Here is an 11,589-nt window from a genome sequence, read left to right as displayed (position 1 = left end):
AAGTCTTTTGCTCTTGTCTCGTAGGGAACTTGTTCCCGTACTCACAGCGCAGCGTCCTCGAAGTGAGCCTGCGAACGCAGTCGCGGACTCGAAACTGCTTTTAAAAATGATATGAAGTCTGTAGCACACCGCCGATGGCATCATCGCTGCCGACCATGCCGCTGAGGTCTAAGTTGAACACACGACCAAGACTAAAGCCGGTACCAAGTGAATAAATATTGACCGTATTATCTTTCAGATCATGACGATAGCCGACCCTAAGTGCCAGCCAATCTGTCGCTAGCAACTCGCCTCCGACACGCCAATATTGAGTCTCTGCAAATTCCGCGAAACGCTTGCGGGCATTGAGGTCAATATCGCTAGTGAGCATGACCCCGCCCCAATCATAGGAGATCCCCGCCGTATAAAGAGGCTCGACCCGATAGGTAAATTGCCGACCTTTGGCTTGAATAGTCTCCAGCTCTCTGGCAATCAGATTACGGCCGGAGACGCCGAAAATTAACCCCTCTGTGGGCATGATGGCGACACCGACATCGAGATTAAACGCCGTTTCATCGGTTTGATATCTGTCGTCATCGAAGTCACTGGCATCGAAATTATTAGCACTGGCCACATAGTGATAGGTATCGATTCTTTGCACCTTAGCTGTTATGCCGACCGTAATAGGCATGTTGACAATAGACAGAGGCAAGCTTAACGCCACACCTAAATCCGATACGGCTCCGGCAATCACCACCCCCTGCGAATCAAGATCTGTGATCATAGGGGGATTGCTGGAATCGGCGCTATTTAATGTGTCGATATCCGACTGCTCTATTGCGGCCAGCCCGATGGCGTCGATATAGCCCTTATAGAAGAAGGCCATCGGCACTCTTTGGGTCGGTAACACCACAGAAAAACCTATGCCGACGCTCACGTAGCCATCGGTATCTTTCAGCGATTCGAGATCGATGACCAGTTCATCGCGATAGCGCACCATTCCAGCGATGTCACCCGTATGTACCGCCACTCCTAAGGCGTCGAACGAGTCTTGCAGGGCATCAAATTTATCCAGCATCTGATCCTTATCGGCACCCTCGATACCGACCATAGGTATCAACATGGAAATATTATCGTGTTTAGGAGCATGCAGGGCCAATAAAGCGGGATTGATGAAGGCCGCCCCCTCACGGTTTGATGATGCCACACCAGCGCCGCCCATGGCATCGCTGCGAGCCTCGTAGTATTGCTGCCCTGCGATAACCATCGACGGGGAGAGTATCAGTGCACAGCTAAGTGCAAGTTTGAGCATTTTCATCCTTTCAGCCCTTATCTTTATTTTTATTTTCTGATGTTCGTTACGTTTCTTCCTACTAGGTAAGGTTCAGCTTAGCGCTCTGAATAATACTCATGGAAATAAGTGGAGAGACATAGAAACAGTCAAATTTAAAGATAGTCCAACATTCAGGATTACGTACGATAAACGCTCAAAAAACCAACGCTGCTATTGATTTATTTTGATCTTTTTGTTAACAGAACTTCCTCCCCAATACCCACCTAATCTAACCAAGTAATAAATAAGAATATTTACCACATTTTATTGCCAACGAATCGGACGAATTCTCTTAATACCGCAGGCTGGCATCTGTCTTTATGGTAGAGGAGATAAAAGGGAGTATCGGCGACCCGCCGGTCATCAAACACCGAGACTAATTCGCCACGACTAGTTTCTTCAGCACCATACCGCTCTACTGAGACCCCTGAGCAATAAAGTCATTGACCAGACGCCACTATATCCTCGCCGAGAAAGCCACCCACACAGTTGATCTTGATGCTGCCCTGTTTGCTTACGAGCAACCTCAAAGCATCTGGGTGCGTGAAATCGTATTATCAGCGACTCGTCAACAAGCATAGCAAGGCAGCCGTAGTGAAAAAGAGTCCGATCCGACGCAGGTATCATCCCTGATACCCGTACGCGTTAAGCTTATTTTTGGTATGAACTAAAACAGTTAAAATGTTGGCGGAAGCTCGCGTAGCAGGGCGAATCCTTGCTTCATATGACTGCCGGTAACGACAAAACCAATCAGCTGCTGCTCTTCATCGAATGCTCTGGCCGTCATCCCCTCCCTGCTTGCGCTCACCTGCCAGCTAGCATCGGCGTTGGCGGTGTTACCACTTAACTGCATCGGGAGACGCGGGGTCTTAACCTTGACCATCATTGGCGGCAGCACCACATTGCTGGCCTGACCGAGTAAGGTTTTTGCCAGCGCATTGGCACTCAGTAGTATCGGCTGCAGAAAAGCCAGCACCTTGCCGTCAATTTCGGCGCAGTCCCCCAGCGCGAAGATATGGGGATCCGACGTTCGCAATTGACGATCCACCACTATGCCACGATTAGTTTGCAGGCCGGCCTCTGCCGCCAAGCGAATATTGGGCCTCAGCCCCACAGCGCACACCACGGCATCCACTCGATAGTCATGGCCATTTTCCATGCTGATAGCGATAGATTCTTCTGCCTGTCGCAGACTTTCAACTTGGGTGCCCAGTTCTATCGTCACCCCTTGATTGCCCAGGGACTGATATAGTTGCGCGGAGACAAAATCGGGTAACAGACTCGGCAGTAGTGCCTCGGCCCTGTCGGTCAATATCACACGTTTATCCGCGCTGGCTAGGTCCATTGCTATCTCGGTACCAATAAGGCCTGCGCCTATCACCAGCACAGATTTAGCCTCTTTGAGCTCGGCCTGGGAGGCAGCATAATCCTCCAAGCCATTTAGGGTAATGATTCGACCCACAGCGTCCCCCTGAAAGGGTGGCACAAAAGCACTGGCTCCTGTTGCCAAAATCAGTTGCCGATAGGCAATCGACTCTCCATTACAACGCAGCGTTTTTTGCGTCGCATCTATGCTCTCGACCCGGCTATGACGCAACAGGCTAATGCCATAGGTATTGGCAAAATCATCGGCGCTCATCTTAATCAGATCTTTAGCGGACTGACCCTTAGTGAACACATGACTTAGATCAGGTTTAGCATAATCATCACCACCGTTGGCGGTGATCACTGTGATCGCCTGCTGTGAATCTTGCCTGCGTAGTGTCTTCACCAACTGATAGGCGGCAAAACCACTGCCTATTATCACTATGGGCAGGATCATGCTGCCACCTCTTTGGCGAGGGGTTCAAAAACAGCCTTACCTAAACTACAGTCAGGACAGAGAAAATAGTCCGGCACGTCTTGCCACTCAGTGCCCGGGGCGACATCTTGGTTCGGCTCTCCCAATGCGGGATCGTAGACCCACTGACACACAGTGCATACCAGGCTCTGCCCGGCAAAATCTGTAGTACTGACGCTGGCTACTTCGGCTTGGCTGGCTGATTCAGTGGGCTTATTAACCGGCATAACAGGATCATTTACAGCCGGCTTTTCTTGCTTGATATCTAGCACTTTCAGGGGGTGTAAAGCCCATTGACGCGCCACCTCTTTACCATGCTCACGACATGCCAGCAGTGCCTTGCCATCGGGTTTCCATTTAGTCTTTAATCCCAGAACGGTTTCAAAGCCGGCATCGGTCAGACGGGTATGGATACGGTCTACCGCACCACCGTTCCAACCGAAGCTGCCGAAAGCGCCGGCCTTCTTATTTTTAAAGCGCAAACCGGTGATCTCCTCCAGCATACCTGCCACCTTGGGCATCATCACATTGTTCATGGTCGATGAGCCGACCAGCACGCCTTTAGATCTAAACAAGCTGGTCAAAATCTCATTCTTATCGTGGCGGGAGACGTTGAAGATCTTCACCGCAACCTGGGGATCAACCTCATAGATCCCTTGAGCTATGGCATCTGCCATCATGCGAGTATTGTTAGACATAGAATCATAGAAGATAGTAATGCGATCTTCCTGGTATTGATCGGCCCATTCGAGATACTTATGAATAATCTGCGTCGCATCCTTACGCCACACCACGCCGTGGGCGGTGGCAATCATATCGACGGGTAGGTTGAAGCTAAGTATTTCATGGATTTTCGCGGTCACCAGAGGACTGAATGGGGTGAGGATGTTGGCGTAATATCGCAGACATTGATCCATCAGCTCAGTCTGATCGACCTCATCGTTAAACAGGCGCTCGTCACAGTAATGCTGACCGAAAGCATCGTTACTGAACAACACGGCATCACCCGTTATAATAGGTCATCATGCTATCGGGCCAATGCAGCATAGGGGTCTCGATGAAGATCAGTTGCTTGCCGTTGCCCAGATCCAAACTATCACCAGTTTTAACAGTATGGAAATTCCACTCGGGGTGATGATGATGCCCAGTGATCGAGTCGATGGCATTTTCGGTGCAGTAAATAGGCGTGCCAGGGATTTTGTCCAACAATACCGCCAAGGCACCGGCGTGATCTTCTTCGGCGTGATTGATGACAATGTAATCGATCTGCTTCAGAACGATCTCCAGCTCTAAGTTTTGCACGAACTCATGACTGAACTTATGATCGACGGTATCGATCAGTACCGTTTTCTCCTCTCGGATCAGATAACTGTTATAGCTGGTGCCCTTTTCTGTCTTATACTCGGTACCATGAAAATCTCGTACTTCCCAATCGCGTTGACCAACCCATTGAATATTGTTCTTGACCTTAATTGCCATGATGAAACCTCAAATATACTTAAATTATTAAACTTACATGGCCTATTGCACAAGCCGAGCCAGTTTTATAACTAACTATATTTAAAGTGTTTTACAGATTAAGTACTCGCGACAGGTGTCATAATGACACAATAAAAACTGTCAATATGACACCTGAGTGTCAAATTGACAGTTCCATTCTATTTGGCTGAGCAATGTCAAAACAACAGAGACAGGCAAATAATTTACTTGGCGACTTCATTGTATAAGCCTTAATTAGCTAAGGAAGATAAATACCCATTTAGATACAGCTCAACTTAGTTTATGGTCAACTTGTCCCATCCAAATGTTACAAATAGCCATAATTGCTCCCTGAGAGCCTAAATACAAATGTAATAATTGGCACTATAATTGTATCCATATCTAGTAGAAATCAGGGTTTTCTCTTCTCACGGCAAGCTATATGACATGCAAAAGCACATTTCTTAACAGATGTGATCGATACTCGGGTGAGCTCAGCGGAGCCTTCGCCGACTTAGGTACGTTTCTACCACTCGTTTTAGGCCTTATCGCCCTTAACCATTTTTCTCCTCAGGGGATCTTTATGGGCTTTGGGGTATTTGCGCTATTTACCGCTTTTTACTACAGGCGTCCTATCCCGGTACAGCCAATGAAAGTGATCGCCGCCTTGGTTATCGCCCAAGGTCTGACGCCAGGAATGCTGCAAGCCAGCGGCATGATGATGGGCATCATACTCCTGCTACTCGCTTTTAGCGGTGCGATTAGCTGGATGGCGAAACAGCTTTCTCCCGCTATCAGTATTGGCATACAGCTCGCCATAGGTTTACAACTTATCTGGATGGGCGGACAGATGATGGGTGAAACCTGGTTTATTGGTATAACCGCTTTCGTCGTTCTGTTTGCCAGCCGCTTCCTACCGATGCGTTATCTGGCAATGCCTCTGGTGTTAGCATCGGGCATGTTATGGCAGTACACGAGTGGCATGGCGCCTAGCTTTAATTTAAGCGTCGACACTAGTTGGCAGCTAAGCTGGCCTAGCATCCAAGAGTGGACCTCAGCCGCGGGTCTGCTGGTACTGCCCCAACTCGCACTCACCCTGACCAATGCGGTGATCGCCACCTCAGCCATGGCGAGGGAGAAGTTTCCAGCGGATACCGTCAATGGCAATGAGAACTTCACCCCTAAGCGCTTAGCCACCAGCACAGGCTTGATGAACCTCATCCTTGCCCCTTTCGGTGCAACCGCCATGTGCCACGGCGCCGGCGGCTTAGCCGTTCAGCACCACTTCGGTGCCAGAACCTGGATAGCCCCCACCATATTTGGCAGTACTTGCCTGCTCATCGCCCTCACTTGGGGAGAAGGCATCGCCGCGATGTTATCGCTGATCCCGTTAGCCCTGCTAGGCAGCCTACTCGCCATTGCGGGCCTACAACTCGCCTGGTCGAAGCGGTTTATCGATGGCAGACCCTTCTGTATCTTCGTTATCCTCTCGACGGCCGCCATCTGCCTGCTAGTCAATACCGCAGCAGGGTTAGCAACCGGGTTTGTCTTAGAGAAGGCTCGTCGACAATGGCATCTGGTCTCCGATTTGAGAAGTTAACATTTTATTTTTTGTTTCATGCGCCTGTACATTCGTACTGAGTGAGGTACATAAGCATGTAATATTTTGCAAATTCATTGCTTTTGTTTAATCTGTGAACTCGTAAATTACGTCTGGGATCCATACTGAATATGCCCGCAGCACTCCCCTTAGTCCTTGCTGGTCCAACACTGCGTCATTGCGACCAAGATAACTTCACCTTGTGGTTCGTCATATTGTCTGGCGACGTGCATTATTCCTTTGCCTATGACATTCGCATTCGTTTCAGGAAGGCTGGCCCCAAATTTACCAGATCACCTGCAGCGGTATTAAAAATCAGTTCCCGGAGAAATTAATCCCTATCTTCGACAAGCTCAATGGCTGGCTATACGGCCATTTCTCGCCACTTAACTTTTTGACTAACGCGGCCGACGCCCCAATGGCGAACGCAGTAAACGCTTGATGAATCAGAGTGGCATAGGTTTGCTAAGTTTAGCTAACAATGGCGCGCCGACTAAGATAGCCGTGCTGCATGCCGACATAAGTGAAACCCATTTTGACGCACCAAGAAAATACTAGCTGTCGACTTATTTAACGGGAGCCTGAGACGGCATGCTCACAGGTGCAGAGACAGGCTGCTCGGTGCCAGGTCTTGGGTGATGGGCATACTCAGGGTTGGCATTGGGTGCCGATCTCGGCGCTCGGTTTGCGTTCGGAGCTTGACGTGGAGGATGGCTAGGGTCATTAACTGCTGAAGGTTTAGCATCAGGACTCGCCACTAAATCTGTCGCTGCGGAGCCGCTCACTGTCTCAGATGCTGATGGCGCACTCATAGAAACAGGCGCTACTGGCTTAGCAGATGCTTGTGCTTGTTGTGCAACAGGAGAAGTGAGGGCAATAGCCTCGACGGATTCAGGCTCTGAGGTGAAACTTTGATAGCCTATTGCAGCCACAACAGCGGCGGCAACCAATGTGATAGAGATCAGGGTCGATTTAGTCATTATTATTATCCTTCTATTTTAAGCTCGCCTCTCACTAAACAAGAGTGACAAACGAGGGTTTTAACCCCTACCGCATACTGAGGGCTATATATTTATTGGGAGCATAGCTTTAGTGCTATTCACCAGCGACTCCCTTATACAATAACGTTCTTGTAACAAGTCCAGCATAGAGTCTATCCATAACAAAAACAAGCTTGGGATATTTCATACGGTTTTACTCGGCTAGATTGGAAATGAGCCGAAACCTTCACATTCTATATCCAAGGCGATGCCTGTCACAGGATCGTTAAACTTCAATCGCTTAGCCACTAGTTTTAATGGACGAGCATAGTCGTCATCTGCTTTTGGCTGTAACTGGGGATAACACCTATCGTTGATAATCGACATACCTAAGCTTTGCATATGCACTCTTAGCTGATGGGTACGCCCCGTGATAGGCGATAGTTTAAACAGGCCAACATCATCTTTAATATCGATAAGGCTGATCTCGGAGTGGGTATTAGACTCCCCCTCGACCACTTTCATGGTAAAACTAGGCTCGCCCTTCACCATGCGGTTTTTCACCGTCCACTGGAGAGGAAGTGCTAGCTCGCCAACTTGATGACTAGCCAATAGCTCGGGAGTTAATTTAGCTAATGCTTGATATTCTTTGGTTATTTGATGGTTTTTAAACAGGTCGTGATATTGAGTACGCGTCTCGGGATTGAGGATCATAAGCACTATGCCCGCCGTTGCCCTGTCTAGCCTATGAGCGGGCACTAGTGTCTCTATGCCGGTTTTAATCCGTAATCGATTAACCAGACACTCGTTGACGAAATTACCACTGGGGTGAAGCGCCAGAAAGTGAGGTTTAAAGGCTAATATGATCTGCTCATCCCGGTAGAGGATCTTCTCCTCGAAGGGCACCTTAGTCTCAGATTTCACCTCACGGTAATAATAAACTCGCGCCCTGGGTTTGAACTCTGTGTCCAGCTCGATTAGAGAGCCATCTTGCCAATGCACCTTGCCATCAATAATACGCTCTCGCCAAATATCGCTGCCAATCTGTTCGAAACGTTCGACAAGAAAGCTCAATACGGTCGGTTTATCGGTTACATTTTCAGCAAGAACCACATAAGAGGCTTGGGAGGCACGAACGGATGAAGGCATGTTAACTCTAAAAATATCGGACAAAAGATAGGGTATTTTAACAGAAAATCTGCTGCGAGAGCGTGACTTCGTCACTGCGAGGGCGGCCTGCGGCCTGCGAGAACGCAGCAAAGCTGCTGCTAGAACGTGACTTTGTCACTAGAGAACGGCTGGGAAGCGCCTCCGAGGACGTCGCTTTGCGACTGCGAGGAAAAAAAAGTCAGAAGATGAAAAGCTTTTGCTTTTAGTTCGCAGCCAACTTGTTGGCGTCCTAGAAGTGAGCTTGCGAACGCTCTCGCAGCGAAGCGTTCTCGAAGTGAGCCTGCGAACGCTCTCGCAGCGTTTAGCCCGCGTGTGACTTGATCAGTTCAAGCACGAAGTTCATGGTCTTGTGGCAATCGGGTTGATTCAACAAAACTTGCTTATCTTTGCTATATAAGGGAAGTACCTCGAGCCAACGCTGACTGACCCAAGTCGCATCATCGAGATGTAGATTGGAATAGAGGCCAAATAGATTGGGGTTCACTTCATAAAACTGCTCTAAAGCCGCACTGATCAATTCAAACTCCCCTCTTATCGGCTCTTCACACCAATTATTACAAGGCAAGGTTCTGGTGATCCACACACCATCCCTGTTCTGCGCCGCAGATAACACCTTCACTCTCTGCTTACCTTCTAAAACTATGCCTAATGAATCATCATTGAGCAGGTTGAAATCGATGATTTCACACTGAGTGGCATTGGGGTAACAGGGAGGCCTGCCATTAGGCAGGAGCATGCCGAAAGCTAAGGGGTACTTACCTTTAAGCACATCCGCAATCACCTTTAAATATGCAGGACCCACAATCCTAATTTCGAGTCTGCCATCTGGCAGCAACACGGCATCTCGCGTGATTAACGCCATCTCCTGTGTTCGCATAGTAACCTCCCGCCTAAGGGTTGGTATAACCTCCTGCCTAAGGCTAAGTGACTGACAAAAAGCGCTGCCTCTCTCGAATTTAGAAACTGCCAAGGCAATATTCCTAAAGTGTAGCAGTTACAGAATTAACTGCTAATTGAACGTGTTTGAGCCTTTATTAAGACGAAAAAACACAAAACTCTGCTTTTGTTGCCTATTTCCAACACTATTTAGGGTACTGGAGCTAGACCATCCCCTCACTGTATTAGACATACATTAGCCAATATTTGTTGCAATAGAAATTAACTGGATAGAAGAAGTTAATAGAAAGGCTCGAGACGATCCATAATAGACCCTTTAGCCATTACCTCAGCAAACTCATCCACTAACACCTCGCTCATAGCGATAGTCTTATACCAATATGCCATTCTTTCCTCGCTGCTAAGATGTGTAAAGTCACTACGATCAGGCAATTCCCCATAGGGTAAAGAGGCCAGATACTCATCACTGGGCGCAATAATGAGTGCATTGTGATAGTTCGTTTTCGCCTGTCGCCAAGGGCAAGATACACAGTCAATAGACGCTAGCACCTTGAATCACTTATTTATCTAGATAATACCATTCCATATAAGTATCTGGTCAGTTCAGAGACTCTCAGCTTTTTCAATTCAAGGCACATTGATGAGGAAATGGTTTTTTAAGTCAATGTAACGCAGAAGTGGAAACACTGAGAGCCTCACGTAGTGCGGCTGATGTTTAAAGCAAAGGGCAAAGCCCTTTATGCTACGTTGAATGTTTTCGATATACGACTGCATGGTCTATTTTGTTCCATACAAAATAAGACATTTCCCTGACCCATAGGGATATGGGAAATGTCTTGAAAGCGTATGGAACGCTTAAGACCATGGAGGTCAGATGCAGGAGGTACGAGCCCATGGACGGGTGAAGGTAGAATAATGCCGGAGCCATTATCGAGAGCAACGCAGGAGCTTGTTGCCGAGAATAACTATTAGCTTCAAACATCCGCAAGCCACATGGATGTGGTGAATGTCTATATTGCACGACTATAGGGATATAGGAGGTAGAGTAACGCAGGAGCAGTTACCGAGGAGCAAATATAGACCTTGCCTACAGTGCTTTGAACTCCCGCTGAATGATCAGATACTTACTCGGAATGGTATAATGACTCTTGTGCGCTCCGATTTATTACTAGGCTTGGTATAAAATGGCATGAGCGCTAAACTCGTGCCATCAATAGCAAACGAGTCAGAGCCCAAAATGATCGTCGATACCTTAAATAACCAAGACCTTTACTCACACATCAGCCCACGAATAGCAGCTGCTTTAGCTCATCTAGCCGAGACTGATTTCACCAAAGTGGATGTCGGTAACTATGAACTCGATGGCAATAACCTCTTCGTTATCGTCAATGACTACGAGACTAAACCCCGTGAAGTTGAGCCCTTTGAGGTCCACCAGCAGTATATCGACGTACAATATGTGGTGAGTGGTGAAGAAGAGTTCGGCTACCTTCCTTTAGCAGACCAGACACCTTCAAAACCCTACTTTGCCAAGCATGATTACGCCGAATTCGATTATGAAAGTAATAAAAGTGATGCTGCGTTCATCCCGTTTAAGGCCGGCATGTTTGCCATTTTCTTTCCCCAAGATATGCATATGCCGGGCACTAGCACATCGCCGCAACAAGTACGTAAGGTAATCATAAAAGTAAAGATATAGGGTAGGAAGCATTAGCCTTGATAACTTAATCAAGGCTTGGCTCAGCTCAAAAAAATAGATTTTTTAAAGTTCAGTTAACACTGTGATCACTGCAGGACTGCCCAGTAAGGCGGAGTTTGAAAAGCTCGCCTCTGCGGGGGTAGAAGTCGTGATCAACCTCATTCCCGATGGCAACCCAAATGGTCATGCTAATGAAGCTAGCCTAGTCACGAGTCTAGGTATGCAGTATGAACATGTCTCGGTGAATTGGACGCAACCAAAGATAACTGACATCGAGCGTTTTTTCGACATTATGGATGCCAACAAAGGTAAAGATATACTGGTTCACTGCGCCGCCAATTATCGCGCTTCTGCCTTTTATTATCTTTATCAAATCAAACAAGGCGCAGAAGATAGCCTAGCGTACAAACAGCAAACTCTAGCACCTTAGGGCGATCTAGAACAAAGTCTGCAAGAGTATCCTCAATGGAATACCTTGATCGAAACGGTCAAGGCCAAATACCAGCATTAAACCAGCAAGAGATCACAGACATTGCTGAGATAATGAGCTCCAATAGAGGCTCATCAATCAATACTTTCAGCACTTTAAAAAACTAAAAAATGTGATCTTGA

9 protein-coding genes and 2 pseudogenes are annotated in these 11,589 nt (G+C 47.7%); 4 read left to right on the top strand and 7 right to left on the bottom strand.

Annotated elements, in window-relative coordinates:
• Positions 1-100: 100 nt before the first annotated feature.
• The 3 genes and pseudogenes from KT99_RS12735 to norV all read right to left on the bottom strand — a co-directional run bounded on the left by KT99_RS12735 (position 101) and on the right by norV (position 4,631).
• Positions 101-1,297 carry a conjugal transfer protein TraF gene (locus tag KT99_RS12735; RefSeq protein WP_005500677.1) on the bottom strand — a complete coding sequence of 399 codons (1,197 nt, stop codon included), beginning with the start codon at positions 1,295-1,297 and terminating at the stop codon, positions 101-103.
• A gap of 691 nt (positions 1,298-1,988) precedes the next feature.
• Positions 1,989-3,134, bottom strand: a complete 1,146-nt coding sequence (gene norW, locus KT99_RS12730) for an NADH:flavorubredoxin reductase NorW (protein WP_005500675.1) — start codon at positions 3,132-3,134, stop codon at positions 1,989-1,991.
• Positions 3,131-4,631, bottom strand: a pseudogene (gene norV, locus KT99_RS12725) (anaerobic nitric oxide reductase flavorubredoxin). Before norV ends, norW begins: the two are co-directional and overlap by 4 nt.
• A 442-nt stretch (positions 4,632-5,073) precedes the next feature.
• Between norV and KT99_RS12720 the strand changes: the two are divergent.
• Together KT99_RS12720 and KT99_RS20900 are read left to right on the top strand one after the other, a co-directional pair.
• Entirely contained in the window at positions 5,074-6,231 is a 1,158-nt protein-coding gene (locus KT99_RS12720) for a putative sulfate/molybdate transporter (protein ID WP_005500670.1), read from the top strand.
• A 206-nt stretch (positions 6,232-6,437) separates the two neighbouring features.
• Positions 6,438-6,789: pseudogene (locus KT99_RS20900) on the top strand (alkaline phosphatase family protein); the annotation flags it as partial.
• A gap of 8 nt (positions 6,790-6,797) precedes the next feature.
• On the opposite strand, the gene KT99_RS12715 reads toward KT99_RS20900, so the two are convergent.
• The 4 genes from KT99_RS12715 to KT99_RS12700 form a co-directional block, all read right to left on the bottom strand.
• Complete coding sequence (locus tag KT99_RS12715; protein ID WP_005500667.1) at positions 6,798-7,211, bottom strand: hypothetical protein; 414 nt, start codon at positions 7,209-7,211, stop codon at positions 6,798-6,800.
• Between the two features lie 222 nt (positions 7,212-7,433).
• Positions 7,434-8,360, bottom strand: coding sequence for a pseudouridine synthase (locus KT99_RS12710; RefSeq protein WP_005500666.1), 927 nt, complete (start codon positions 8,358-8,360; stop codon positions 7,434-7,436).
• Positions 8,361-8,682: 322 nt separating this feature from the next.
• Positions 8,683-9,258 carry an LON peptidase substrate-binding domain-containing protein gene (locus KT99_RS12705; RefSeq protein WP_005500657.1) on the bottom strand — a complete coding sequence of 192 codons (576 nt, stop codon included), beginning with the start codon at positions 9,256-9,258 and terminating at the stop codon, positions 8,683-8,685.
• A gap of 299 nt (positions 9,259-9,557) precedes the next feature.
• Complete coding sequence (locus KT99_RS12700; RefSeq protein WP_005500655.1) at positions 9,558-9,827, bottom strand: hypothetical protein; 270 nt, start codon at positions 9,825-9,827, stop codon at positions 9,558-9,560.
• 688 nt (positions 9,828-10,515) lie between these two features.
• On the opposite strand from KT99_RS12700, the gene KT99_RS12695 reads away from it, so the two are divergent.
• Together KT99_RS12695 and KT99_RS12690 are read left to right on the top strand one after the other, a co-directional pair.
• Positions 10,516-10,977, top strand: a complete 462-nt coding sequence (locus KT99_RS12695; RefSeq protein WP_040571963.1) for a YhcH/YjgK/YiaL family protein — start codon at positions 10,516-10,518, stop codon at positions 10,975-10,977.
• Positions 10,978-11,059: 82 nt separating this feature from the next.
• Positions 11,060-11,407, top strand: a complete 348-nt coding sequence (locus KT99_RS12690) for a protein tyrosine phosphatase family protein (RefSeq protein WP_005500651.1) — start codon at positions 11,060-11,062, stop codon at positions 11,405-11,407.
• Positions 11,408-11,589 lie beyond the last annotated feature (182 nt).

This window comes from Shewanella benthica KT99 (assembly GCF_000172075.1).
GTDB lineage: Bacteria > Pseudomonadota > Gammaproteobacteria > Enterobacterales > Shewanellaceae > Shewanella > Shewanella benthica_A.
Note: the sequence above shows the minus strand (reverse complement) of the source record. Positions and strands in the feature narration are given on the sequence as shown.

Bases quoted from the DNA above. Each gene is read 5' to 3' on its own strand.
- KT99_RS12735 (WP_005500677.1), bottom strand. From the start codon at position 1,297: ATGAAAATGCTCAAACTTGCACTTAGCTGTGCACTGATACTCTCCCCG.
- norW (WP_005500675.1), bottom strand. From the start codon at position 3,134: ATGATCCTGCCCATAGTGATAATAGGCAGTGGTTTTGCCGCCTATCAG.
- KT99_RS12720 (WP_005500670.1), top strand. From the start codon at position 5,074: ATGACATGCAAAAGCACATTTCTTAACAGATGTGATCGATACTCGGGT.
- KT99_RS12715 (WP_005500667.1), bottom strand. From the start codon at position 7,211: ATGACTAAATCGACCCTGATCTCTATCACATTGGTTGCCGCCGCTGTT.
- KT99_RS12710 (WP_005500666.1), bottom strand. From the start codon at position 8,360: ATGCCTTCATCCGTTCGTGCCTCCCAAGCCTCTTATGTGGTTCTTGCT.
- KT99_RS12705 (WP_005500657.1), bottom strand. From the start codon at position 9,258: ATGCGAACACAGGAGATGGCGTTAATCACGCGAGATGCCGTGTTGCTG.
- KT99_RS12695 (WP_040571963.1), top strand. From the start codon at position 10,516: ATGATCGTCGATACCTTAAATAACCAAGACCTTTACTCACACATCAGC.